This is a genomic window from Bdellovibrio sp. HCB288 (assembly GCF_047305935.1).
Taxonomy (GTDB): domain Bacteria; phylum Bdellovibrionota; class Bdellovibrionia; order Bdellovibrionales; family Bdellovibrionaceae; genus Bdellovibrio.
The window spans coordinates 1,279,471-1,305,890 of the sequence record NZ_CP178619.1; the positions used below are offsets into that span (position 1 = coordinate 1,279,471).

Genomic DNA, 26,420 nt, shown 5'->3' on the forward strand with positions numbered 1-26,420 from the left:
AAGAAGGAATTTATGAGCGAAGTATCTACAGGTTTTCAAGCGAAGCTTGCTGACCTAGAAAAAAGAAATGAAGCCGCGATGGCGGGTGGCGGAGCTGCTCGTGTTGCGAAACACAAACAAGGCGGCAGACTTTCTGCGCGCGAGCGTTTAGATGTTCTTTTGGATCCAGGCAGTTTCGTTGAGATGGATCGTTTCGTTACTCATCGTTGCACAAACTTCGGCATGGACAAGAATGTTGTTCCTGGCGACGGTGTTATTACGGGTTACGGTCGTATCAACGGCAAATTGGTTTATGTCTCTTCTCAGGATTTCACTGTAATCGGTGGATCCATGTCTCGCACTCAAGCAAACAAGATCTGCAAAGTGATGGACCTTTCTATCAAGAACGGTGCTCCTTTCATTTCTTTGAATGACTCTGGTGGCGCGCGTATTCAAGAAGGTATCGAGTCCCTTGGTGGTTACGCAGATATCTTTACTCGCAACACGATGGCTTCTGGTTTGGTTCCCCAAATCACAGCGATCATGGGGCCATGCGCGGGTGGCGCGGTTTACTCCCCGTCTATTACTGACTTCGTATTCATGGTTAAAAACACTTCGTACATGTTCGTAACTGGTCCTGATGTTATCAAGACTGTGACTCATGAAGATGTGACCAAAGAAGAACTTGGTGGAGCGACTACTCACTCTGCGAAATCTGGCGTTGCGCACTTTGCGGCTGAAGATGACAAGCACTGCTTGTTGCTAATTCGTGAATTGATGAACTTCCTTCCGTCAAACAATCTGGATGATGCTCCGGCATTGCCAAACACAGATCGTCCTGACCGTTTGACTGAAGCGATCATGAACTTGATCCCGGAAAATCCAAAGAAACCTTACGACATGCTTGCAGTTATCACTGAGTGCGTGGACGAAGGTTACTTCCTTGAGATTCACAAGCACTTCGCACAAAACGTGATCGTGGGTTTCGCCCGCTTCAATGGTCGCCCTGTTGGTATCGTGGCAAATCAACCAAACAACCTGGCTGGTTGCTTGAACATCGAAGCTTCCCGTAAAGCTGCGCGCTTTATCCGCTTCTGTGATGCTTTCAACATTCCAGTAGTTTCATTCGTAGACGTACCGGGCTTCTTGCCAGGTAAAGATCAAGAGTGGAATGGCATCATCACTCACGGTGCAAAATTGCTTTACGCTTACGCTGAAGCAACTGTTCCTAAGATCACAGTAATCACTCGTAAAGCTTACGGTGGTGCTTATATCGTTATGGGTTCTAAGCTTTTGAGATCTGATGTGAACCTGGCTTACCCAACTGCAGAAATCGCAGTAATGGGTGCTGAGGGTGCGGTAAGCATCATCAGCCGTGAAGAAATCAACAAAGCAAAAGATCCAGCTGCAGAAAAAGCCCGTTTGACAGCTCAGTACGAAGAGAAATTCTCGAATCCGTACGTGTCTGCAGAACTTGGCTACACTGACGAAGTTATCGATCCAGCGTTGACTCGTAAACGCATCATCGACTCTTTGGAAATGCTTAAAAATAAACGCGATATCACTCCGGCTAAAAAGCACGGAAATATCCCTCTGTAGGAGCGAACATGGCATTGTTTAAAAAAATCCTGATCGCTAATCGTGGGGAAATCGCAATTCGTATCACTCGCGCTTGCCGCGAGCTTGGTATCGCGTCTGTTGCAGTTTTCTCCGATGCCGATCGTGATAGCTTGCACGTTTTCCTGGCGGACGAGGCCTACCACATTGGGCCTTCTCCATCCAAAGAAAGCTACCTGAACTATAGAAAAATTCTGGAAGTGGCTAAGCAGGCTGGCGCAGATGCGGTTCATCCTGGCTATGGTTTCTTGTCTGAAAACACGACGTTTGCAAAAGCGTGTGAAGAAGCAGGAATCACTTTCATCGGACCAACAGTCGCCAACATCGAATCCATGGGGGACAAGATCTCTGCCAAGGCTTTGATGAAAAAATCAGGCGTACCAACTGTTCCTGGTTCTGACGGTGGCGTTGAAACTGTTGAAGAGGCGACTAAGATCGCTGAAAAAATTGGTCTTCCAATCATCATCAAAGCAACTGCTGGTGGTGGTGGTAAAGGGATGCGTATCGTTCGCAAAATGGACGAAGTTGAAAGTGCCTTCCGCGCTTGTCGCTCCGAAGGTCAGAACTATTTCGCGAATCCGACTGTTTACATCGAAAAGTTCATCAATGATCCAAAACACATCGAAATCCAGGTGTTTGGCGATAAGCATGGCAACCATGTTCATTTGTTTGAACGTGAATGCTCTGTACAACGTCGTAACCAAAAGATTATCGAAGAATCCCCGTCACCTTCTGTTCCTCACGAAGTGCGTTTGCGCATGGGTGAGGCCTCTGTTCGCGCAGCGAAACAGATCAACTACGTGGGCGCTGGAACTATCGAGTATATCTTTGACAACAAAACCAAAGATTTCTATTTCATGGAGATGAATACTCGTCTTCAGGTTGAGCATCCAATCACGGAAATCGTGACTGGTGTTGACTTGGTTCGTGAGCAAATTAGCGTGGCGGCTGGTAAGCCGTTGAGCTTTAAGCAAGAAGACATCAAGCAAAAAGGTCACGCGATTGAAGCGCGTATCTGTGCAGAAGATCCAGTTACTTACAAACCAAATCCAGGTGTTATTCGCGCTTGTCGTCACCCACAGGGTCCGTTCATGCGTGTGGATTCTTACGCCTACCCTGGTTACAACGTTCCGATTTATTACGATCCAATGATCTCCAAGGTTATCACTTGGGGCGATACTCGTAATGAAGCGATCGATCGTATGCAACGTGCTTTGTCTGAGTTCGTATTGACGGGTATTAAAACCAACATCGTTCTTCACAAAACGATTCTGGACCACCCGACATTCCGTGACGGTACTTACACGACACAATTTATCGAGAAAAACTTCGAAGTTATTGAACCGGTCATGTTCAAACAAGTTGATGACCCTGTGTTCTTGATCGCAGCGGCTATTGAAGCCTACAACGATCGTAAATCGAAGGATATCCGTCAGCTTAACGTTCGCTCCACTTGGAGAAGCGTGGGCCGTAAACTTCAGTTGAGGACGTAACATGTATTTCGAAGCAGAACTTAGAGGAATCAAATACAAGGTGGATGTGACGGAAGGTCGTCACTCTTGGAAAGTTTCTTTGCAACAAGATGGCAAAGAGTGGGTTCACCACGATATTTCCAAAAATGACTTTAAACACGCAGAAGAGTACATCAGCTTCCTTTTCCAAGGTAAGTCTTACTTGATCGACGTTGTGGGCTCAGACACTGAATACACGGTGTTTACGCGTAACTCATTCCGTTCTATCAAAATCTTCAATGACGAAATGCTTTTGCATGAATCTTTGAAAAAAGGTGGCGGTTTCGGTGGCGACATGGAATTGAAATCCGGTATGCCAGGAAAAATCATCGAGATCTTTGCGAAAGAGGGCGACATCGTGAAAGCGAACAAGCCACTTTTGATCATGGAGGCGATGAAAATGGAAAACGAAATGCGCGCAGCTCGTGATGTGAAAATCAAAGAGATCAAAGTTAAACAGGGCGATTCTGTTGAATCCGGTGCGGTTTTGATCAAATTCGAAGAGCCTTAATCGGTTCTTCGAGCACAAATAAAAAGGGGAAGCTTTCGAGCCTCCCCTTTTTTTATTTTTAAATTTGAAAAATACTATTCGCGTTGGTTTTGGCGGTATTCAGCCGTACGCTTTTTCTCGAAGATGCTAACCATCAAAACGCCTGCTTCATATAACAGAACCATTGGGATCAACATCATAACCATGCTCATCAAGTCCGGCGGAGTGATGATCGCTGCGGCAACGGCAAGCCCCATGATCGCGTAGCGACGTTTTTCTTTAAGAAATTTGGAACTTACAATCCCCATCATTCCCAGAATTGAAATCACCAATGGCAACTCAAACGACACACCAAACATAAGACACATTTGAGTAAAGAAGCTAAGGTACTGATCAATAGATATCATCGCCTTATCAGTCGTGCCACCATAGTTCATCAGAAAGTGGAACGCCATCGGAAGCACGATGAAATAGGAAAACGCCATTCCCGCTACGAACAAACCTGATCCCGCAACGATAAATCCGACGGAATACTTCTTTTCGTTCTGATATAGACCAGGCGCTACAAACTTCCATACTTGGTACAACCAGAATGGGCAGGAGATCATGATACCCAATACAAAAGAAATCTTGATGTGGGCCATGAATTTATCCAGAGGACCTGTATAAATCAAACCACCATCAGGCAGGTAAGGGGCTATCGGACCACGGATGAAATCAAACACGGGTTCACTGAAGTAATAGCAAATGCCTGTCGCGATCAACAAAATCCAAACACAGCGAACCAAGCGAAATCGCAGCTCTGCAAGGTGCTCATAAAGGGATTGGGCTTTTTCGTTTAGTTCTTCTGTTCTAGCCATTATCCCTTGCTTCCTTGATCATCGTCAGACTTTTTCGAAAGATCTTTAAGCTCCATTTGTTGTGGCTCTTTGGAATCGACAACACCGCCATGTGGAATATGATCAGGCGAAGACCAATCGCCCTCTTCAGCAACATCGGGTTTCATTTCAACTGCAGGTTCAGCAGGAGGAGCTTTTTTCGGTGCTTCAAACAAATCAATCGGATCAAACTTGGCTTGCGCCTTCAGTTCATCCGTCAAGTCACCTGTTGTACGTTTAAGTTCATTAAGAAAGCGGCCCAGTGTGCGCGCCAACTGCGGAAGTTCTTTGGGACCGATCACGATCAGCGCCAAAGCACCAAGGAATATAAGTTCTGACATGCCTAAGCCAAACATGGTCGCAGATTAGTGGAATCACCCTTGTTTGCCAAGCTTTACTTGGTCTTGGGGAAGGGTCAAAACACCCATTTCGACCAGCTTTTCTTTGGCCAGAGCCGATCCCGTACGCTGGTAGCGATCGTAGAGACGAAGAATGCTCTCGTCCGACTTAATAAAGGAATGTTGGCTGATGTAGGTCAATACATCAACGAACTCAATGAAGCGGGCTGAGAACGTTTTATAAACTCGCGCCAGCCCATCCTCACGGGTGCAGTGTGCTAGATGAGTGTAGGCTGCTCCACCAATGTTTGCATAGTAATCCACATCGACAATTTTGCGCGCCAACGAGTCCCCAAAAAAGCCGCTGATATACAAAGCTCGATCTCCAAGCTTACGAAACTTTTCGGGCTTCAGCGCTTGCTCTGCGTGATGGGCATGAAGGTACATTTCTGCCAGAGTACTTTCAGCCTCAAACAGTGCGCGCGCATCCAAGTATTGCTGAAGTAAATTTACAAGATAGGTTTCGACAAGAGGAAACGTTTGAACTTTACGATCGTAGAGTCCTTTGGAAACGAGCTCTTGAAAGTAGCCTTCTGGACTGACCAAAAGGTCCACCATTTGCGAGTTGGGTTTATCTTTCATCCTATACTCACCGCTTTGCCTTACTATAAGTCTAACAATGATTTGTGAGTATTCGGTTAAATGTTTGCGGGAATCGAGACATTGGTCCAACATAGTCACCGAATCTCAATTCGAGACACCAGCGCCCATTCCGCGCTTCATGTATAACTTTTATACACTCCCCACCCCCTCATTTGTTCCCCATGGGTAAATACCCTGGCACCAGGCTTGCTCTTTAAGACTGCGAGAAAGAGCGGGTGTATATGATTAAGATCAATATGACTTCCAAATTAAAGATGAAGAAGTGCAAAAGCTCCGGCCGTTGTGTCGCTACTTTTGCGGTTCTGACTGGTTTGGCTGCTTATTACTACACAGCTCCAGCTGTGGATACCAGCTCCGTAGTCAGTGATATCACTGCAAAAATTGAAAGCGTAAAAGACTCCGTTCTTTCCCCAAAACCTCCCCTGGATATGAATGCGCAAATTGAAGCCATCGCGGCTGAAAGTGAACTGGAAGAATCCCAACAAGCTGCGGATAACTCTGTGGAAAGCGACGAACCAGAACATATTCCTGAATCAGCAGTTGTGGAAAACCGTGAAAACATTTTGAATGACTATCAAGATCTGATCGCTGAGGACTTCCACATCCCGGAAAACATGCGTAATCGCGTGGGTTTTTGGTTTGATATCTATACTCAACACAACTCCCACAAACGCCTTATCCATCACACTGATTATCCGTGGATTGTATTTGAAGTCGTTGATGTGACTTCCATTATTGAATCAGACACTCCAAAGTTTCGCTGGATGAGAAACCAGAAGGCGGATGTTCTTGTAAAGCAGCAGGTTGAAAAAACCAAAACAGCTCTTAAATCACTTTCAAAAAGAAAGAACTTCGACAACCTGACTGAAGATGAAACGCGTGTGATGAATGCGTTGTCGCATTTGGACGGCGAAGTTCAAAAGAAAGCCAAGTTTGCTCTGGACAACGTACGCGTGCAAATGGGTCAAAGAAACTTCTTCCAAGAAGGCTTGGAAGTAAGTCCTAAATACCTTCCAGGTATGGAAGAAATTTTTGAGAACTACAATCTTCCAGTAGAGCTGACTCGTCTTCCATTCGTGGAAAGCAGCTTCAATAAACACGCAAAATCCAAAGTGGGTGCTTCGGGTATCTGGCAGTTTATGGGTAACACCGGCAAGAAGTTCATGGTGGTCACTGACCATATCGACGAAAGAACTTCTCCTTTTAAAGCTTCCGTTGCAGCAGCCCAACTGCTTAAAGAAAATCACATGATCCTAAAACGCTCTTGGCCTTTGGCGATCACCGCGTGGAACCACGGTCCTCCGGGCATGCGTAAAGCAATGGCTAAAACGAAAACTCAGGATTTGGGTGAAATCGTAGACAAGTATCGCAGCAGAACATTTGATTTCGCCTCTTCGAACTTCTACTCAGAATTCCTGGGCGCTTTGTTTGCGGAAAGATACCATAAAGAAATTTATAAGGACGTGAACTACGCAAAACAATTAAACCTGCACACTGTGAAGCTTTCCAGAAGCATTAACGCGAAAGATCTTATGAAGCGCAGTAAGCTTTCAGAGGATGACTTCATGCTTTTCAATCCGGATCTGAAAAAAGCGGTGCGCGTGAACGCACAAGTTCCATCTGGTTTCATGATTATGCTGGATGATGATTCACGCGACCATTTGAAAAACATCGTGGCCAGCGCGACTCTGGGCAAGAAAAAGAAAGTCTCCAAACCGACGACCGCTCAAAATGAAGTTACTTTGAGCGAGCCGGTTGCTAACGAACTTTAAATATCATTTGGCCCAACCAGAGAGATAATCTCCGGTTGGGAGAATATCTTCTGCGCCAATTTTTGAATGTCTTCTGGAGTGATCGCAAAATACTTGTCTGCCACATCCAGACTTTCACGATAGTCCAATCCATAAATGTCATCGAACAAGATGGCATTACAAATCGTACCTTTACGCTGCAACTCAATGTCGTGGCGACCAATCAAGTATCTTTGCGCGCGGGTCAGTTCTTCCTCGCCCACTTTCACTTCTGCCAGCTTTTGAAACTCAGCTTTTAACATCTGAATGGACTTCAGCGCTTTTTCAGGGGAACAACCGATGTAACCCCCGAAGTAACCGCCCTCAATTCCTTCCATATGCATCGGGGAAACAGAGTACGCCAATGAGTTCTTATCACGAAGCTCAAGGAACAATCGACCACCCTGACCACTTAGAATCGATTGAATGATTTCAAGCGTGTATCTTTCCGGACTCTTCAGAGTCAGACCCTGATAACCAACGATGATATGACTTTGTTCTTTCTTAAGCTCATGGAAAATATGTTTTGATTCCTTGATCTTCGTCACTGGGAAATGATTTTCAATTTTCTTTCCAGGAGAAAGTTCCGCTGTCACTTGTTCTAAGGTTTTAACCCATTTTTTCGTATTCACGTCGCCCACCACACAGAATGTCAGATTCTTTGCATGAGCAACATTGTTATAGTACTTGATCAATGATTCCTGATTGATCGCGGAAATGGATTGATCATTCCCCAATAGGTCACGCGAATACGGATGGTTCTTAAAGATTTCCTTCATGAAGTTCATCACGCAGATCTGTGATGGATTGTCATTTCTGGATTTCACCTGATTCTTTTGAACAACTTTTTCGCGCTCCAGGATTTCCGCCGGAAACTGCGGATTCAACAGAGAGTCTGTGTATATCTCCAGCATTTTATCTTCAAATGGCGATAGGTAGTCCATCGACATGCCCACTGAGTTTCTGCCACCGAATGCCCCAATTCCTGCAGCCAACTCATCGACTCTATGATTGATCTCGTCCTCAGTAAAATTCTTGGAACCGGATAGCCAGTTTCTGGAGAACAACTCTGTCAGACCATTCGTAGTTCCATCTTCAGTGCGGGCACCACCAAGGAACGCCGCCTTCATAGAAACATACGGTGTGTCTTTTTGCTCACGAATCAATAGCGTTGCACCCGATTTCAAAGTGATTCTTTGAGTTTCGGGAGTGTGCTTCACCGCTTCAGTGTTGATTGAAAATCTTTTTGGAACAAATCTTGGAGTCTTCTCAGTCGAAGCCTTAACCGTTGACAATGCAGTTTGAAGATTCTTAGCAAAGCGCTTCATGGACTTATCGGCGACTTTTTTATCCATGTTCGTCATTAGAGACAAACTGAATGCATTGGACTTAAAGTATTTTTTGGCCGCCTTTTGTATATCAACGGGTTTCAGGGAGTAAACCTGTCTCATGTACTTGCGGTAGTGATTGTGATCGCCGTAGTAAAATTCATCTCCTCCGGCTTTTCTCGCAATGTTATCCACAGTTTCCATGGAGTAAACTTCATGACTGGCAAAATTAGTGATCGCTTTTTGCATTTCCATGGTTGTCGGCGGCTCTTCAATGATCTTCGTCAGAACCGGAATCATGGTATCCAATGCCTTATCCAGATTTTCAGGCTCCAAATTGAAAGAAACCGCGAATAAACCATCGTCAGGCATAGAATAGCTAAATGCTCCCACTGAATTCGTCAGTGGTTCACGGATGCGTAGGGTTTGCATTAAACGTGACGAATCACCTTGACCCAGAATTGCGGCCAGAACCTCAAGGGCTGCGATATCTTTGTGATTCACATCAGGAATGCGCCAGCTTAAGTAACCCGTGGTCGTTTCAAATTTTGCCTGTTCGACTTTAATGCGAATGTCTTTTTGTGCGGGCTCTTTGGTGTGCTTTGTCTTGCGCAGTTTAAACGGTGCGAAGCCGCCAAACATCTGCTCGACCTTCTTTTTCATTTCTTTTGATTCGAAATCCCCGGCAATTACCAGGAACATATTCGAAGGAACATAGCGACTTTGATAGTACTCACGGATCTTTTTGGCACTGACGCTTTTTACAACTTTGTCGTAACCAATTACTGGAATGCCGTATTCATGTTTGCGGAAGATATTTGAGAAAAGCAATTGGCTGGATCGGCGTCCCGGGCTGTCCTGCCCGCGTTTGATTTCTTCTAGGACGACCTCGCGCTCATTGTCGATTTCCTTGGGATCAAAAGTGGGGAAACCCATCATTTCACTGATGACGTCCATCGCCACGTCAGTGAATTGCTTGGAAATCGTCACATAGAATACAGTTTGATCGAAGGAAGTATAAGCATTCAGCTCCCCACCGGAACCCTCAACAGTCGCGGCAATTTCTCCCACTTTGTATTTGCGGGTGCCTTTAAAGACCAAATGCTCAATAAAGTGAGAAATCCCCTCTTCACCCTTTTTTTCGTCTGCAGAGCCTGTTTTCACCCACATTTGAACTGAGACCACAGGGGATTTGTGACTCTCTAACAAAAGGACTTTCATACCGTTTTTTAGTTGAAATTTCTTAGACATACTCTACATAACTCCCATGGCTTTTGGCGTTTACGTTCACATTCCTTACTGTATCCAGCGCTGCACTTATTGTGACTTCGCGACTTACGAGCAAAGTAAGATTTTGCCGCCGGATCAGTACGTCCAATTGCTGTTTGAGGAGATTCGCCAAAAGCATCGCTATTATCAGCCTCAAAAGTTAGACACACTTTACTTTGGTGGCGGTACACCAAGTTTGATCCCTGCTCATCTTATTGTAGCTGTTATCAAAGAGCTGGGTAGATATGGCTATACAACTGGACCCGATACTGAGATCACCATCGAGATCAATCCAGCGACAGTCGACAAAGATAAATTGAAAATGTACATCGACCATGGAGTGAATCGCTTCAGTGTTGGTGCTCAAACTTTCGATGACCGCTTGTTAAAGATGGTGCATCGCGAACATTCGGCAAAACAAACTCTCGAAACCCTGGACCTTTTGCGGGCTCACAACCTTAACTTCAGCTTCGACATTCTTTTCGCTCTGCCATCTCAGACGCTGGATGGTTTGAAAAATGATGTTCGCATCGCGGTTGAGCAAGGCGCCAAACATATCAGTCCCTATTGCCTGACAGTTCCTGACGGCCACCCACTCTCAAAAGGCCGCGCCATTGAAGAAGAGCAGGTTGATATGTTTGATTTCATTGCCAGTGAATTGACGGGTCGTGGATTTCAACAATATGAGATCTCTAATTTCGCACTTCCAGGTTATGAGTCCCGTCACAACATGTTGTACTGGATTGATCAGCCCTATTGGAGTCTTGGACTAAGTTCTCATTCGTATTCCAAAGAATCAAAGTGGGGTACCCGTTACTGGAATCTCAATTCCATTGGTGAATACAAAAAACAAATTCTGGATTTTGAAGGCAAAGAATTTACTTCGCCGGCTGCACATCTCCCGAAAGCCCAGGTGGAAGAACTTGAAATGCACCAGGCTCTTACGGACTTTTGTCATACCTCAATGCGTTTAATGCGCGGTCTCAATGAGCGTGAGTTGCAGGAGAAGTTCCCTGTTGCGGTTTATCATCAGGTTTCCAGCATCATGAACAAGCTAATTGGAAATGGCTGGGTTCAACATGAGAATAACCACTGGTCCCTAACACGAGACGGCTTAGTAATTAGCAACAAAGTATTTCAAGAACTTACCTTCCTCCAAGAGGATGTCTAGGTCAGAAAAATCTGATCCTGCTTTAATTGACAATATTCAATGAATACACAATCTTAAGTATTGCGAAAGGAACTTTCATGTCAGAGGAAAACAACTCTCAAAATTCAAATCCTGAAACATCAGAAAACTTCGACGTATCTTCTGAAATCCAAAAGCTGCAAGAGCAGGCTGAAAAATATAAAAACGACTTCATGTACCTGCGCGCAGAGTTTGAAAACTATAAAAGAAACGCGATCAAAGAGCGTTCTGAATTGATGAAATATGGTGGCGAAAGATTTATCCGCGATCTTTTGGACGTGGTGGACAATTTCGACCGTGCATTGCAAGTGAACGTAACCGCTGAAAACCTGAATACCTTTAAACAGGGTATTGAAATGACAGCGACGGAATTACGCAATCTTTTAGCCAAACACTCTGTAACTGAAATCGCGTCTGATGGTATTCCATTTGATCCGAACATCCATGAAGCCCTTAGCTCAGAGGCCACTGATAAAGTTGCCCCTGGACATGTGGCTCGCGTTTTCAAAAAGCCTTACAAATTGCACGACAAGGTGATTCGCACCGGCCAAGTGGTGGTTGCGAGAAAGCCAGAATAAGAGGAATTGATTGTCTAAGAAGGACTACTACTCCCTTTTGAATGTTTCGCGTACAGCGACCGCGGATGAGATTAAAAAATCTTTCCGCAAGCTGGCGATGCAGTATCACCCGGATAAGAATCCCGGAGATAAAAAGGCCGAGGAGAAATTCAAGGAACTGAGTGAGGCTTACGAGGTCCTCAGCGACACCAAAAAGCGTGAGATGTATGATCAGTTTGGTCATGCCGGTGCTGGATTTGGTGGCGGCGGAACTGGTGGTCCCTTTGGTGGGGCTGGCGGTTTCGGTGGCTTTGGCAATGCTGGCAGCTACGGTGGTGCTGGTGGTGGCCAAGGTGGAGATCCCTTCCAGGATATCTTTGGTGATGTCTTCGGCGATATTTTTGGTGGTCGTGCCAGCGCCGGTGCTGGTGCGGGTGCACGCACTCGTCGCCCGCAAAAAGGAACTGATCTTCGTTATACATTGAATGTTTCTTATGAAGAAGCTGCGGTAGGTACTGAAAAAGTAATCAGCTTCATGCGCCAGCGAGGCAGCAAAGAGGAATCCGCAAAGCTTTCTGTTAATGTCCCAGCCGGTGTTAAAGAAGGACAACGTCTTAAACTTGCTGGCGAGGGGGATGGCGGTGGCGGCACTCCTGGTGATCTTTATGTGATCATTGCCCTGCAAGACCATCCTTTGTTTAAGCGTGCTGAGAACGATGTGACTCTGGATCTTCCAATCACCTACACGGATGCGATTTTAGGAACCAATATTGAAGTTCCCACTCTGACTGGTAAGGCGATGATTCGTATTCCGCCGGGCACTCACTCTGGACAAACGTTCCGTTTAAAGGGCAAAGGTTTCCCTAAAATCGGTGGTTTTGGGTCTGGTGATATGATGGTCAGAATTTTGGTGGATACTCCAAATAACCTGTCCAGCCGTCAAAAAGAATTGATCGAAGAACTTGCTAAGGCCGGAGAAGCAACACCCATGGTGAAGGCTTTCCACGACAAAGTATCTCACTTGATGAGGAATAGAAAATGACAGCGAAGCTCGCTCTGATTGTCTCCGTTTGTGTAATCGCTTCTTGTACGACTGCCACACCGAAAAGAACGGAGACCAAGCAAGCTCCAGTCGCTGGCAAAACGAATGGTAAAAAAGGCAAAGGAATGTCAGGCATGTCGGCTAAGCCACCGCCTGCAGCTCCAGTTACCCCAGAGGCTGCTGCACCTGCCGCTTCCTCTGATCCATTAATTGCTCTTAAAGAGCTGGTGGTTCTTTCAGTTCAAGCACCAACCAAGCAAGAACAAGACGTGTATCGTCTGCGTGCCATCGAAGATGTTGAGAATCGTCTAAATGAAAAGCAGCTTGAAGAGGTCGCTGACAACTCGGACTATGGCTATCTTCGCGGTCATGCGATGTCCAGACTGGCTGATAAAGCCCTTGAAGAGCGTGACATTTCCAAAGCTAAAAAATACTACGCCGGTGTCATAGATTATCTTCCAGAAAGCGATCTGGCGGCCCGTGCACAGGATATTATTTCACAGCTTGATGCTGCTAAAAACGTTCAATCAAAAACTATCGGTGTGGTCCTGCCACTAAGTGGTCGAAACGCCCCTGTGGGTCAACGCGCCCTTCGCGGTCTTGAAATGGGCTTGGGACTTCACGTTCCAGGATCCGGCTTTAAACTTGCCGTAATGGACAGCGAAGGAAATCCGGATTCAGCCCGTCGCGGGGTTGAGCGCTTGGTTAAGGAAGACAACGTCATTGCAGTCGTCGGTAGCTTGCTAAGCAAAACTGCGCCCGCAGTCGCAGCCAAATCAGATGAATTAGGAGTTCCAAGCATCGCGCTTTCCCAGCGTTCTGGCTTGACGGAAATCGGGCCCAGCGTTTTCAGAAATTCACTGACAAGTGAAATGCAGGTTCGTCAGCTGGTTCGTACAGCAATGGACGACATGGGCATGAAGAAATTCGCAGTGCTTTATCCAAATGATCAGTATGGTGTGGAATTCACAAATATCTTTTGGGATGAAGTATTGGCACGCGGTGGGAAAATCACTGCGATTCAAACATACTCCAACAAAGAAACTGACTTCAGACTGGTTATTCAACGCTTGGTCGGCACATACTACGGCGAAGGCCGTCAGGACGAATTCAATTTGCGCATGAGAGAGCTTAAGCATTTTGATAAGAAACGCTCAGCTCGCGGCGATAATACAGAAAACGTACTCCCACCGATTACGGATTTTGATGCGATCTTCATCCCTGACAGCGCTAAGGCGATGGGTCAAATTGCTGCAATGCTAGCATTCAGTGACGTTCGCGGCGTCAAGCTGATGGGTACAAATCTTTGGAACACTGCCGGCATTGCAAAACGCGCTGGTAACTTCGCTAATAATTTAATATTTGTGGACTCCATCGCCCCTACGACTCAGGACCAATCCCGATTTGCTTCTGAGTACAAGAATCTTTATGGCGAGGCACCTTCACTTATTGAAATTCAGGCTTACGATGCCGGTTTGATCCTGCGCCAGCTGGTGGCTTCAGGAGCCGATTCTCGCGAAGAATTGACGGCTAAGCTAATCGGCCTAAGTAAGTTTCCAGGGTCGCTGGGAAGCCTTTCTATGAGCCCTGAGCGCGAGATTGACCGACCTGTTATCTCCCTGACAGTAGACAAGGGTGAAATCATTCCATTACGTATTCGCCAATAGGTTCCATAAGTATATTTAATGACCTTTTTTTAACCGGCCCCCTACCCCGTTCCGTCTAAGGAACACTAAGCGGCAAGCAAGTCGCTAATCCTAAAGAAGGGGGCTGTTATGACGAACCAAATCAAAGAAAACATTGTTACCGAGTGCCGTAAGAAACTTACTCTGACGAAACAAGACATTCTGAATCGTATCAGAACAGCCCAATCCAATTTCGTTCGCTCGGAAAAGTCTGGCGACGAGGGGGATGTTTCAGTTGCTCATATCGAGGAGCACACTTTTTTAGTTTCACAGGAGCGCATGAGAAATCAACTGCTCGAAGTCGAGATGGCCCTGGCACGAATAGAGCAAGGCACATTCGGACTTTGCGAAGAAACCGAAGAGCCGATTGAGGCAGAGCGTTTATTGGCAATTCCTTGGACTCGACTCAGCATTGAAGGTGCTGAGATGCGTGAAGCCTTTGGTAGAAAGTTTGCGCGTTAAAAAATCTGTTTCACTTTCTGTTTCTGTTTCACTTTCTGATCGCGCACTTCTCCTCTGAAAGCTATGCAGCAAAGCAGTGCTTACTATTTCGTCACGCACTGCTTTTTTGGTGACACTCAACTCATCCCTCGTAATAACAGGCTCAATTTTGGGCACGTCTCAATACAACTGAGACGGCGATCATCATATCGGGGGGTGAGATGAACGCAACCGAACTAAGTACGGCAGAACTTGAAAGTTTGAAAGACTCTTTGCTTTTGCAAAAGGGATCGATCCTTAACAAGTCACACGAATTCATTGCAGAGCAATCCAGCATCAGTGGCGCTGGCGATGAAGCAGAAGTTGCTTCTCAGGATGTTGCTAATAACATCTCCATTCATTTGCATGAAAGAGATCGCACAGCACTTTACGCGATCGAGCGTGCATTGGGTAAAATTGCAGAGGGGACTTACGGCCAGTGCGAATCCTGCGGCGAGATAATCGGCGCACGCAGACTTCAGGCTAGACCTTTCACGGCCCTATGTATTGAATGCATGGAAGAACAGGAAGCACTTCGCCACTGACACGGATGTCAGTCCAATTTTTCATATTTTCATTCAAGCAATTCTCAGCACGCTCCGAAAAGTCTCATACATGAAACATTTCCCGCATCAACGCGGAGGAGCGGTATGAGTTTTGACGATAAAGTTCTAGAAATCCCACAGACACTTCCAATGCTACCTGTGAGAGACATCGTTGTTTTCCCCTACATGATCATTCCATTGTTTGTAGGTCGTGATTCCTCGATCCGTTCAGTTGAAGAGGCTTTGGCAAAAAATCGCCTTATCTTCCTTGCTTCACAAAAAGATATTTCTGAAGAGAATCCTACTCCGGATTCAATCTACACAGTGGGTACGATTGCGATGATCATGAGAATGCGCAAGCTTTCTGATGGCCGCGTAAAAATCCTTATTCAAGGTGTGGCTAAAGGCCGCGTGAAAAACTACTCCAAGACTTCTCCATCGTTTGAAGTTGCAGTAGAAAAAATCGAAGAAATTCCAAATCAAAAGTCCGTTGTTGAAAACGAAACTTTGATCAGAACTGCGAAAGAGCACATTGAACGTATTATTGCTCTAGGTCGCCCTCTTTCACCGGACATCTTGTTGGTGTTGGATGATGTCACTGATCCAGGTCGTATCGCTGACTTGATCGCTTCCAACCTTGGTATCAAAGTTCAAGATGCTCAAAAAGTTCTTGAGACTCATGATTCCACTGAAAGACTAAAAATCGTAACAGAGATTCTGGCTGCAGAACTTGAAGTTATGCAAACTCAAGCCAAGAATCGTCCAAATGCCAAAGACGATGCCAACAAAAATCAACGTGAGTATTTCTTGCGTGAACAAATGAAGGCTATAAAGAACGAACTTGGCGAACAAGACTCCAAATCTGAAGAGATGGACGAGCTTCGTGATAAATTGACGAATGCTGGTATGCCTCCTCATGTTGAACAAGAAGCTATGAAACAATTGGGTCGTTTGGAGCGTATGCATCCAGATGCATCTGAAGCAACAATGGTTCGCACATACCTTGACTGGATGGCTGACCTTCCTTGGAGCAAAAAATCTGAAGATCATATTGATCTTAAGCGCTCTAAAGAAATTCTTGATGAAGATCACTACGAGCTTGAAAAAGCTAAAGACCGCGTGATGGAATTCCTAGCGGTTCGTAAATTGAAACCAAATCTTAAAGGACCAATCTTGTGCTTTGGTGGTCCTCCAGGTGTAGGTAAAACATCTTTGGGTAAATCTATCGCTCGCGCGATGGGCCGTGAATACTTCCGTATCGCTTTGGGCGGCGTGAAGGATGAAGCGGAAATCCGTGGTCACCGCCGTACTTATGTAGGCGCGATGCCAGGTAAAATTATCCAGGCTCTTCGCCAGGCGAAAACAAACAATCCAGTTATCGTACTAGATGAAGTTGATAAATTGGGTTCTGATTTCCGCGGCGACCCTTCAGCAGCAATGCTAGAAGTTTTGGATCCAGAACAAAATGCGACTTTCCGTGATAACTATTTGAATGTGGATTTCGACCTTTCAAACGTGTTGTTCATCGCTACCGCTAACGTGTTGGAGAATATCCCACCAGCATTGCGTGACCGTATGGAAATCTTGAACATCCCTGGTTACACAGAGAACGATAAACTTTTGATCACTAAAAAACATTTGATCAGAAGACAAATCGAAGCAAATGGTATCACTCCAGAGAACATCAGCTTCACTGATGAAGGCATCAAATACCTTATTGCTGGCTACACTCGCGAAGCAGGTCTTCGTAACCTTGAGCGCGAAGTAGGATCAGTTTGCCGTAAAGTTGCTAAAATGGTAGTAATGGAAGAGGCAAAATTCGTAGAAGTAAACGCTACGACTGTACCAGAACTTCTGGGCCCTCCACGCTTCCAACGCGACGACAAAATCGCTGATTCCCAAGTTGGTGTTGTGCAAGGTCTTGCATGGACACAAGCTGGTGGTGAAGTGTTGACTGTTGAAGCTTTGAAAATGAAAGGTAAAGGACATCTTGCATTGACGGGCCAGCTTGGCGACGTGATGAAAGAATCTGCTCACGCAGCAATGTCCTACGCTCGTGCTCACATGGAAGAATTGAACATTCCTGAAGACTTCTTTGATAAGTACGACATCCATATCCATTTGCCAGCAGGTGCTATCCCTAAAGATGGTCCTTCTGCAGGTATCACTCTTACAACTGCGCTTGTAAGTTTGATGACAGGCACTCCAGTTCGTCACGATATCGCGATGACTGGTGAAGTGACTCTTCAAGGTCGCGTACTTCCTGTCGGTGGTATCAGAGAGAAGTGTCTTGCAGCTTTGAACCTTGGTATTACGAACATCGTGATCCCAATGGCTTGTAAGAAAGACTTGGCGGATATTCCGAAAGTTTTCAAAGACAAGATCAACTTCATCTTCGCTGAGAATCTTGATGAAGTGTTTGCAGTAGCTTTCGATAAGAACGCCGCTACAGACCACAAGAAGACTGGCGTTAAGAAAGAAGCTAAGAAAACAAAATCTCTAGCAGCTTAAGCCGCTAGAGTAACATCGCCCCTCCCAAGTAAGATGTTAAAAAAGGACTGAGCAATCAGTCCTTTTTTTATTTTTTCGTCCGATCCCCGGATTGCTTTCTCCCCAAACTGAAACTATCCTAATTACAGCACCACTGCCGCAACGCGCATCCAAAAACCGGCAGGCACCTTTTGGGATGGGATCTATGAGAATTGTTACTTCTGTTTTTCTTGCCACTGCTTTGATTTTTTCTCCCCTTGCTGATGCCAAAAAGTCTAAAAAGAATAAAGTGCAGTTTCTTTCTGGTGTCGTCGAGAAATGTCATGATGGTGATACTTGTCGCGTGAAAGTCGGTGGCAAGATTGCCAAGATTCGATTTGCTGGAATTGACTGCCCTGAGCTTTCGCAAAAACATGGCAAACAGGCTCGCAACTTCACCGAGTCTGCTATTAAGGGAAAAACTGTTAATCTGGAATGCGACGGCAAATCCTTTGATCGTTTGACCTGTACCGTATTTCTTGAAGACAAGAATGTTAATCTAATGATCGTGCAAAGCGGTTGGGCCTACGACTCCACCAAATACTCCAAGGGTCGCTACCTGGCTTCCGTCGACTTTGCAAAAAGTCGTCGCGCCGGAATCTGGGCAGATACTGATCTTATGAGTCCCTATTGCTACCGCCATAAGACGAATAAGAAATGCTCCCTTGATCGAAGCTATATGCCTTAGTTTCTTCAAAGATCTCTTCGATTTCCCCGGACTCATCAAAAATTATAATCTGCGCATCCCACTCTGCCACACAAGACTGAATCGTTTCTTGGGGGGCATACAGTCCCACCTTCGTCAGGACATTTGCATACAAACAGCGATCCGCAATGGCTGAAACCGTGTGATGATCGCCAATTCTATGTCTTAGTGGATGAAGATATAAAGTCGCCGACTCATGGTCGTAAAGGTTTCCCCGCGCTTCTGTTGTTGAGACAGCATCTTTGAACAAGCCCAGTTCTTTTTCGATGTTCGAACTGCTCATGCGAACATGGATTGATTTCTTAGGACAATTGAAAAATCTGATTCCCTCAGCCAGATGAATCATGCCCATTAGATTCGGATTTTTCGCCGTCAACAATGCGACGGCCTGATCCACGATGTAACCGCGAATCAGACTTCGTAAATCCAGATTCCGGGATTCCTCGCGAAACGGTTCAAAGTACCCGTCCGAAATTACGCTGGCATCAAGTGCTGCTTCCAATACTTCAGCCACCGCCTTGGACATCTCAAACGAGTCATCGCCTTCAACCGTTAGCACCCGGTTGATTTCTGAATGCGGGTCATCCAGATTTACCTGCATTTCAATCTCTGCCAGATTTTGCAGCACCGAGGTCAGTTGGGCCTCATGGTCGCCTGGGGAAAAGAGATTGATCTGAATAAAATCACCCAACATGGGACGGCCGGCCTGTGCTGTGTAGTCGAGAATGTTTTCCATTCAATAACGATAAAAGAAAAAGCCCCGGTTGGAATTACCAACCGGGGCTTTTTGCAGGATAACATCTAAATTTCAAGGCTTACTGTTTAAAGCCCTTAAGGCGGTCGTTTTCAGATTCCAAAACCCGAACCAGAGTTTTGAGATCCATGACTTCATCCTTCAATTGGAAGATTTGTTCTTCCTTTTCCTGAAGGATCTGCGTGTAAGCCTTCTTAAGTTCATTAAGTAGCTTGTTTGCCGCAGTTAGGATTGGCTCATCCTTATTTACTTTAACCGTCTTTTCAGCAAGGTCCTGAGCCTTCATTTCATCCTTTGAAGAAGCCATTTCCGTTCCTTCTTTCATCATTCCTTGATGAGCACCCACCAAAGCAAGGTTTTCGCTTTCTTGGGAGGGGCGATGTACTCTTTGATGGGTACCCATCGGTTCATCCATGATGAAGTACTTGCCGTCTTCAAATCGGAATCTAATGTCGTCAGCTTTGATTCTTCGGCGGAGAGTACTCACACTAATTCTGTATTTAGTGGAGTAGTCCATTAGCGGTAGCCAAGAACCAGTCATCTCAACGTTCATTCGATCCCCTTTACTCACCCTGGCCTAAACCAAAGTGCAAGTAGCTAGCTTTTCGGAAATGGTGGTCGCCTACTCAGCTTGCGTATTCAACCCTATCACAGGACTTCAGTCTGTCAAAGATAGTGTGACTACTTATTCAAATTCAACAAAAAACAGGACCTTGATCTGGCTATTCAGCGACTAGTCACGGTTTTTGGCTGGACCAACGTCTGACTACCCTTGCCCTCCACCACGTGAGATCAGATACTTATGAACAATTATGCGGATAAAAGATAAAAAGAAGATAGCGTTAGTCTTGAGTGGTGGCGGCATCAAAGCTGCGGCTTTCCACATTGGTGTTTGCTTGGCTCTTCAAGAAAAGGGTTTCAAATTTGCCGGCGGAACCAAAGAGATGGTGCGTCAGAATTTCGATCCTGATGATCCAATGACGATTCGTTGTTATGTGGGATCCAGCGCCGGCGCCTTTGTTGCTTCAATTTTGGGTGCTGGGTATCCAATTGAATCGTTGATCAATGCCTTCCAAATCGGATCCGGCACGACACCCTCTTTTGATAAAGATGACCTTCGCTACTTAAAGCCGATTTCTTACCGCAACATCTTCAATTTGAATTCCAGCGGTTTACTTAAATTCATACCCCGCACCTTGCTTGATAAAACTATAGTCAAAGGCGGTGTAGAGTCCCTGATAAAAAATGGATTGAAGCTTAATGGTTTGTTTTCAACCGGCGGCATTGAAAGCTATCTGCGCAAAGAAGTTCTTTTGGACAACGATTTCGCAAGATTGGGAGTCGATCTATTTGTGATCGGGACTCAGCTTAATCACACTCGCAAGGCCATCTTCGGAAACTTCCCCGAGTCTTACAAAACCCCGAATCACATGTACATTAACTACGCCCCGATCAGCACGGCAGTCGCGGCTTCAACTTCCTTGCCTCCTGTTTTTGCTCCGTATGGAATTAAACGACCGGAAGATGATAAAGAGATGTTCTTTTACGATGGTGAGATCAGGGACACGCTTTCCACTCATGTTGCCGCCGATCACGGAGCTGATTTGGTCATTTCCTCTTATTCCACGCAGCCTTATCACTATACTGAAGAGATGGGCTCGCTGCATAAGTACGGGATTCCATTAATATTAAATCAAGCTCTGTACCAGGTGATTCAACAAAAGATCACTAAGCACATTCAAAATCAGAACGATATTAAGGCGATTTACAATACAGTGGATGGCTACCTAAAACAGATTAAGCTTCCCGAAGAACAGCGTGAAAAGCTGTTGGGACTTATTCGCGATAAAGTTCAGCATCGCCCCGAAGTCGACTACATCTATATCTCGCCACGTCCTCAAAACTACGAGATGTTCTTCGTCGATCACTTTAGCCTTAATCCGGAAATTCTGGCGCGGATCGTGCGCATTGGTTTCAAATCCGGAATCAACGTCCTCCGCCAATACGACTTTTAAATAAAAAAACCCCGGCCTTTTAGGTCGGGGTTTTTTGTTTTCACCTCTGGTGCAGTCTCTTACAGCAGGCTGTTTTCGATTGCGGAGAATAGAGGACCGGAAATGAAGCCCAGGAAGATAATTGCCAGAGCTGTCACAACAACCATAACAGTCGTCGCATTCAAAGAGTGCTCGGCGATATCAGCGTTGCCATCTTTCATGTACATAACAACGATTGGGCGCAGGTAGTAGTAAACGGAAATCACGGAGTTAATCATACCCCAGATTGCGAGCCACAACAGACCTTCACCAATAGCTGCGTTGAACAGGTAGAACTTACCAAAGAAGCCCAGTGCTGGTGGAATACCTGCCAGTGAAAGCAGGAAGATTGTCATACAAAGAGCCAGCATCGGACGTTGTTTTGCAAAACCCGCAAGATCATCGATATTTACGATATGGTTCTCAGATTTCTCAAGCATGCTTGCAATCGCAAACGCGCCCAAAGTCATCAAAGCGTAAGACAGGATGTAGAAGATCACACCCGCAGCACCAAACGCTGCATCGTCACTTACACCCGCTGTGATTACGCCCACCAGGATATAACCTGAGTGAGCCACAGAAGAATAAGCGATCATACGTTTGAAATTGTTCTGAAGAATAGCTGCTGTATTGCCCACGATCATCGTGATAACCGCCAACCATTGAAGCATATCAAACAAATGATCCGAACCCACCAAAGAGCGAGTTGCGATCACGCGAAGGAATGCCGCAAAGGAAACAGCCTTAACTGCAGTAGCCATGAATGCCGTGTGCGGAGTCGGAGATCCTTGGTAAACGTCCGGAGTCCAAGCGTGGAATGGAGCGATTGAAACCTTGAAGCAGAAGCCCAGGATGACAAAGGCCATACCAAACATAAATAAACGGTTCGTTTGAACCAATTCAGATGCCTGATCCATGAACGCAAGAATGTTTGTATTTCCAGTTGTACCGAAGATAAATGCCACACCGTAAAGGAACAAAGCCGAAGCAAATGAACCCAGGATAAAATATTTAAGTGCCGCTTCTTTGGAAAGTTTCTCTTCGTGGCTCATTGCAATCATCAGATATAGAGACAAAGACATCATCTCCAAGCCGATAAACACCATCAAAAGATCCACCGCAGAAACCAGGATCAACATCCCGACAGCTGAAGACATCGCAAGGAAAATCAGCTCCGAGAACTGCTTGCCCGTTGTTGCCGGATTCTCATACATCATCACCATAGAAGCCGAAGCCGCAAACAATGCAATGATACCCATCCACTGAGTTACACCGTCAAAGATCAAACCGTTATTGAACGCCGTTTTACCCGCGCCGCCGAAAACGATCATCAAGCCAACCGCAATCACAACGCCAATCAATGCCTGGCTTAGAGTGATGATTGGATTTTGTTCGCGATTACCACGAAGAACTTTTGCCGTGATCGGCACAAGGCTTGCCAAAAACAAGGCAAGCATTGGAGATACTAGAAGAATGTCACTTAGACCAATATTCATGTTCATTATTTATCTCCTTGTGCAGCTGCTGCTGTGGATTGCTCCGGCGTAGTCGGCTCGGTAGCGGTAGCAGTAGCAGTGGCACCAGGTTGATTGATTGTCAGGTTGTAGGTGTTTTTGTTGTTCACCAAGTGATCAATGCTGGCTTTGGAGTAGTTAAGGAAATTGTTAGGGAACAATCCCATCCAGAAAACCATAATTACCAAAGGAATCATCACTGCGATTTCACGAGCATTCAGATCATGAAGAGGATGATGTTCGTCTTTAACCAATTCACCTTGCTCACCGAAGAACACACGTTTAAACATCCACAACATGTAAACCGCACCCAACACAACACCCGTTACTGCAAAGTATGCAAATACCGGTTGCGCTTGGAACGTACCCATCAGGATGAAGAACTCGCCCACGAATCCGTTCGTCATTGGAACAGCGATCGAAGACAAAGTGATGATAAAGAAGAAAATCGTGAACAATGGCAAAACACCAGCTAAGCCACCGTACTTGCTGATTTCACGAGAGTGCGTACGCTCGTAAATCATACCGATCAAGATGAAAAGGGCACCCGTTGAGATACCGTGATTCAACATTTGATACAAACTACCAGTCATACCATAAGCATTGAATGCAAACAGACCCAGCAGGATATAACCCATGTGAGACACAGATGAGTAAGCAACCAGTTTCTTAACGTCCGGTTGAACCATCGCTACCAAGGCTCCGTAAACGATACCCACTGTACCGATCAGCATGAACAACCAAGCCCAGTATTCAGAAGCCTCTGGGAACAATGGAATCACCCAGCGCATGAAACCGTAAGTACCCATTTTAAGCATTACACCTGCCAGAATTACTGAACCAGGTGTTGGTGCTTCAACGTGGGCATCTGGCAACCAAGTATGAACCGGGAAAGCCGGAACTTTGATCGCGAAAGCCAATGCGAAGGCAAAGAACAGAAGTGTTTGCAGACTGAAGAATGTACCGCCCACGAATGGAATCTGAAGCTTATAGAAATCAAGCAAGCTTGCGCTCATTTGACCTGTAGTTTCCTGAGTCAGGTACATCATGTAGATCATCGCAACCAGCATCAGTACAGAACCCGCCATCGTATAGATGAAGAACTTAACCGTTGCATAGATTCTGCGAGATCCACCCCAGATGCCGACCATGAAGTACATCGGGATCAAAGATAGTTCCCAGAACACATAGAAGAAAATCGCATCCATTGCCAGGAACGTTCCAAGCATCGCTGTTTGCAGAATGAACATACAAACGTGGAAGCCTTTTACGCGCTCACTGATAGATGTCCAGCTTGCCAGGATAATGATCGGCGTAAGGAACGTTGTCAGAAGGATCAACCACAATGAGATACCATCGATACCCATGAAGTAGCTGATTCCGAAACGTTCAATCCACATGTAGCGCTCAACCATTTGCAGGTTGGAAGTGCTTTGATCAAACTGCTGAAGCAGAGCCAATGAAAGGATAAACTCGATAACCGCGAAGCCCAATGCCAGCGGACGGATCGTCCTGGCATTCGGCCAAACAGCGATGATCAGAGCAAAAACTAGAGGTAGAAAAACAATTGTACTCAGGATCATATCTTACCCCATGATCACGTATGAAAGGACAACAACGACACCAATACCGATGTACATTGCGTATTGTTGCATATTTCCGGTTTGAAGAGAGCGAGCCAAAGAGCCCATTCCTTTCACCAGATCCCCTGCCCAATAAGTGCACTTATCGATGAAATTCACATCCACATAATACCAAGTGTTCTTACTTAGGTTTATCAAAGGATTAATGATTCCGCCGAAGTACGCTTCGTCCACGAAATATTTGTTATAAACCAGGTTGTAAACCGGTTTGATGCTTTCAGCGATTTTCTTAGGCGTCTCTGGAGACTTCACATAGAACTGGTATGCGATAATCGAAGAGATCAACGCCAAGCTCACAGAAGTTCCCATCAATACCCACTCAGTTGTTACATCGAAGTGGCCCAAGTTTGGAATCTTCGTAATCATCGGACTCAACCAGTGCTCCCAAACATTTGGAAGATGACCCAAATGCTCACCAATCACGTGAGGGATACCAATCCAACCACCGACCACAGACAACGCCGCTAGGACGATCAAAGGGATCGTCATCAACGCTGGAGATTCATGTGGATGGACGTCAGATGGAACACGGCTTTTGCCCCAGAAAGTCAAAGCCATCAAACGAGTCATATAGAATGCAGTCAACGTCGCACCCAAAGCACCCGCTGCCCAAAGGATCGGAGAACCCATTGGTGAGAAGAATGCGTAAGCCAGGATTTCATCCTTAGAGAAGAAACCCGCAAACGGTGGCATACCGATAATTGCCAACCAACCCAACAAAAAAGTGATGTGAGTGATTGGAAGGTATTTTTTTAAGCCGCCCATTTTTCGGATGTCTTGTTCTTCGTGCATCGCATGGATCACAGAACCAGAACCCAAGAACATAAGGGCTTTAAAGAATGCGTGAGTCATCAAGTGGAACATAGCTGCTCCGAACGCACCCACACCGCAAGCCAGGAACATGTAACCCAGCTGGGAAACTGTCGAGTAAGCCAAAACTTTTTTGATATCCCATTGGGTCATACCAATAGTTGCTGCCAATACCGCTGTTGCCGCACCGATGATCGCAATAACCATCATCGTGTTAGGAGCCATGATGAAAAGAGGATTCAAACGAACGATCATGTAAACGCCCGCTGTAACCATCGTCGCAGCATGGATCAGGGCTGAAACCGGTGTTGGACCGGCCATCGCGTCTGGAAGCCAAACGTACAATGGAATCTGCGCTGACTTACCAGTGGCACCGATGAACAGGAACAAAGTTCCCAAAGTCAAAGCACCCATCCAGGAAGCTTCAACCGTTGTTGGCGCCAAAGCATTTAATTCTGCAAAGTTCAAAGTACCGAAAGTCATGAACAATACGAACATGCCCAACAAGAAAGCCGCGTCACCGATACGATTCGTGATGAAGGCTTTCATCCCTGCCGCAGCTTTTTCTTTATCTGTGAACCAGAAACCGATTAGCAAGTAAGAGCAAAGACCCACGCCTTCCCAACCTACGAACATCACCAGCAAACTGTCGCCAAGAACCAGCAACAACATGTTGAAAATGAACAGATTCAGATATGAGAAGTATTTAGCTGCGCCTTTATCATGGTGCATGTACCCGATGGAGAACATGTGGATCAAAGTACCAACACCCGTGATCACAAGGATCATGATGGCGCTGATTTGATCGACTACGAATCCGGCGTTTACTTTGAACTTATCAACCGCCATCCACTCGAAAAAGCTGACTGCGATTCTGCGCGATTCCGCAGACATTTGCACCAAATCCACCACAAGAAGGATCGAGCACACGAAAGAAATCGCAACCGCAAGAGTGGCAATCACGCCAGCCACGTTTGCAGAATGTTTTTTATAGCGGAAGCCATTGATCAGGAAACCAACCAATGGACTTAGGATAACGATGGCCATTAAAACTGAATGATTCATTCGGC

22 protein-coding genes are annotated in these 26,420 nt (G+C 45.7%); 13 read left to right on the forward strand and 9 right to left on the reverse strand.

The window, feature by feature from the left end; all coding sequences use genetic code 11:
* Positions 1 to 12: 12 nt before the first annotated feature.
* From ACLVWR_RS06185 to ACLVWR_RS06195, 3 genes are read left to right on the forward strand one after another with little or no spacing between them, the layout of a single operon-like run.
* Complete coding sequence (locus ACLVWR_RS06185; protein WP_413582995.1) at positions 13 to 1,578, forward strand: acyl-CoA carboxylase subunit beta; 1,566 nt, start codon at positions 13 to 15, stop codon at positions 1,576 to 1,578.
* An 8-nt stretch (positions 1,579 to 1,586) separates the two neighbouring features.
* Entirely contained in the window at positions 1,587 to 3,089 is a 1,503-nt protein-coding gene (gene accC, locus ACLVWR_RS06190; protein WP_413582996.1) for an acetyl-CoA carboxylase biotin carboxylase subunit, read from the forward strand.
* 1 nt (position 3,090) lies between these two features.
* On the forward strand, positions 3,091 to 3,618 hold the full coding sequence (locus tag ACLVWR_RS06195) for an acetyl-CoA carboxylase biotin carboxyl carrier protein subunit (protein WP_413582997.1): 528 nt from the start codon (positions 3,091 to 3,093) through the stop codon (positions 3,616 to 3,618).
* Between the two features lie 74 nt (positions 3,619 to 3,692).
* Here ACLVWR_RS06195 and tatC read toward each other — a convergent pair whose 3' ends face one another.
* The 3 genes from tatC to ACLVWR_RS06210 are packed head-to-tail and all read right to left on the reverse strand — an operon-like array spanning position 3,693 to position 5,455.
* Positions 3,693 to 4,457, reverse strand: a complete 765-nt coding sequence (tatC, locus tag ACLVWR_RS06200; RefSeq protein WP_413582998.1) for a twin-arginine translocase subunit TatC — start codon at positions 4,455 to 4,457, stop codon at positions 3,693 to 3,695.
* Complete coding sequence (locus ACLVWR_RS06205) at positions 4,457 to 4,816, reverse strand: twin-arginine translocase TatA/TatE family subunit (RefSeq protein WP_413582999.1); 360 nt, start codon at positions 4,814 to 4,816, stop codon at positions 4,457 to 4,459. The genes tatC and ACLVWR_RS06205 overlap by 1 nt, the downstream gene beginning before the upstream one ends.
* 33 nt (positions 4,817 to 4,849) lie before the next feature.
* Entirely contained in the window at positions 4,850 to 5,455 is a 606-nt protein-coding gene (locus tag ACLVWR_RS06210) for a hypothetical protein (RefSeq protein WP_413583000.1), read from the reverse strand.
* Positions 5,456 to 5,697: 242 nt separating this feature from the next.
* Here ACLVWR_RS06210 and ACLVWR_RS06215 point away from each other — a divergent pair, with 242 nt between their 5' ends.
* Positions 5,698 to 7,248, forward strand: a complete 1,551-nt coding sequence (locus tag ACLVWR_RS06215; protein WP_413583001.1) for a lytic transglycosylase domain-containing protein — start codon at positions 5,698 to 5,700, stop codon at positions 7,246 to 7,248.
* On the opposite strand, the gene ACLVWR_RS06220 is transcribed toward ACLVWR_RS06215, so the two are convergent.
* Positions 7,245 to 9,845, reverse strand: coding sequence for a M16 family metallopeptidase (locus ACLVWR_RS06220; protein ID WP_413583002.1), 2,601 nt, complete (start codon positions 9,843 to 9,845; stop codon positions 7,245 to 7,247). The two genes, ACLVWR_RS06215 and ACLVWR_RS06220, sit on opposite strands and share 4 nt — an antisense overlap.
* A gap of 16 nt (positions 9,846 to 9,861) precedes the next feature.
* Here ACLVWR_RS06220 and hemW point away from each other — a divergent pair, with 16 nt between their 5' ends.
* The 8 genes from hemW (at position 9,862) to ACLVWR_RS06260 (ending at position 18,578) form a co-directional block, all read left to right on the forward strand.
* The gene (gene hemW, locus ACLVWR_RS06225; protein ID WP_413583003.1) at positions 9,862 to 11,034 is read left to right on the forward strand and encodes a radical SAM family heme chaperone HemW; all 1,173 of its coding nucleotides are present in this window, start codon (positions 9,862 to 9,864) and stop codon (positions 11,032 to 11,034) included.
* A 77-nt stretch (positions 11,035 to 11,111) separates the two neighbouring features.
* Positions 11,112 to 11,630 (forward strand): nucleotide exchange factor GrpE, encoded by a 519-nt coding sequence (locus ACLVWR_RS06230; RefSeq protein ID WP_413583004.1) that lies wholly within the window; start codon positions 11,112 to 11,114, stop codon positions 11,628 to 11,630.
* A 10-nt stretch (positions 11,631 to 11,640) separates the two neighbouring features.
* Positions 11,641 to 12,651 carry a DnaJ C-terminal domain-containing protein gene (locus tag ACLVWR_RS06235; RefSeq protein WP_413583005.1) on the forward strand — a complete coding sequence of 337 codons (1,011 nt, stop codon included), beginning with the start codon at positions 11,641 to 11,643 and terminating at the stop codon, positions 12,649 to 12,651.
* Positions 12,648 to 14,318: a penicillin-binding protein activator gene (locus ACLVWR_RS06240; protein ID WP_413583006.1), complete on the forward strand. Its 1,671-nt coding sequence runs from the start codon at positions 12,648 to 12,650 to the stop codon at positions 14,316 to 14,318. The genes ACLVWR_RS06235 and ACLVWR_RS06240 overlap by 4 nt, the downstream gene beginning before the upstream one ends.
* Before the next feature lie 108 nt (positions 14,319 to 14,426).
* Positions 14,427 to 14,798: a TraR/DksA family transcriptional regulator gene (locus tag ACLVWR_RS06245; protein ID WP_413583007.1), complete on the forward strand. Its 372-nt coding sequence runs from the start codon at positions 14,427 to 14,429 to the stop codon at positions 14,796 to 14,798.
* Between the two features lie 200 nt (positions 14,799 to 14,998).
* Positions 14,999 to 15,361, forward strand: a complete 363-nt coding sequence (locus tag ACLVWR_RS06250) for a TraR/DksA family transcriptional regulator (protein WP_413583008.1) — start codon at positions 14,999 to 15,001, stop codon at positions 15,359 to 15,361.
* A gap of 105 nt (positions 15,362 to 15,466) precedes the next feature.
* Complete coding sequence (gene lon / locus ACLVWR_RS06255) at positions 15,467 to 17,872, forward strand: endopeptidase La (RefSeq protein WP_413583009.1); 2,406 nt, start codon at positions 15,467 to 15,469, stop codon at positions 17,870 to 17,872.
* A gap of 184 nt (positions 17,873 to 18,056) precedes the next feature.
* Positions 18,057 to 18,578 carry a thermonuclease family protein gene (locus tag ACLVWR_RS06260; RefSeq protein ID WP_413583010.1) on the forward strand — a complete coding sequence of 174 codons (522 nt, stop codon included), beginning with the start codon at positions 18,057 to 18,059 and terminating at the stop codon, positions 18,576 to 18,578.
* On the opposite strand, the gene ACLVWR_RS06265 is transcribed toward ACLVWR_RS06260, so the two are convergent.
* Together ACLVWR_RS06265 and ACLVWR_RS06270 are read right to left on the reverse strand one after the other, a co-directional pair.
* Complete coding sequence (locus tag ACLVWR_RS06265; protein ID WP_413583011.1) at positions 18,508 to 19,332, reverse strand: hypothetical protein; 825 nt, start codon at positions 19,330 to 19,332, stop codon at positions 18,508 to 18,510. The genes ACLVWR_RS06260 and ACLVWR_RS06265 overlap by 71 nt on opposite strands.
* 79 nt (positions 19,333 to 19,411) lie before the next feature.
* Positions 19,412 to 19,903, reverse strand: coding sequence for a hypothetical protein (locus ACLVWR_RS06270; protein WP_340598153.1), 492 nt, complete (start codon positions 19,901 to 19,903; stop codon positions 19,412 to 19,414).
* A 259-nt stretch (positions 19,904 to 20,162) separates the two neighbouring features.
* On the opposite strand from ACLVWR_RS06270, the gene ACLVWR_RS06275 reads away from it, so the two are divergent.
* Positions 20,163 to 21,365, forward strand: coding sequence for a patatin-like phospholipase family protein (locus ACLVWR_RS06275; protein ID WP_413583012.1), 1,203 nt, complete (start codon positions 20,163 to 20,165; stop codon positions 21,363 to 21,365).
* A gap of 59 nt (positions 21,366 to 21,424) precedes the next feature.
* Here ACLVWR_RS06275 and ACLVWR_RS06280 read toward each other — a convergent pair whose 3' ends face one another.
* From ACLVWR_RS06280 to nuoL, 3 genes are read right to left on the reverse strand one after another with little or no spacing between them, the layout of a single operon-like run.
* Entirely contained in the window at positions 21,425 to 22,885 is a 1,461-nt protein-coding gene (locus ACLVWR_RS06280) for an NADH-quinone oxidoreductase subunit N (protein WP_413583013.1), read from the reverse strand.
* Positions 22,885 to 24,480 carry a complex I subunit 4 family protein gene (locus tag ACLVWR_RS06285; protein ID WP_413583014.1) on the reverse strand — a complete coding sequence of 532 codons (1,596 nt, stop codon included), beginning with the start codon at positions 24,478 to 24,480 and terminating at the stop codon, positions 22,885 to 22,887. Before ACLVWR_RS06285 ends, ACLVWR_RS06280 begins: the two co-directional genes overlap by 1 nt.
* Before the next feature lie 3 nt (positions 24,481 to 24,483).
* Complete coding sequence (nuoL, locus tag ACLVWR_RS06290) at positions 24,484 to 26,415, reverse strand: NADH-quinone oxidoreductase subunit L (RefSeq protein WP_413583015.1); 1,932 nt, start codon at positions 26,413 to 26,415, stop codon at positions 24,484 to 24,486.
* Positions 26,416 to 26,420: the final 5 nt, after the last annotated feature.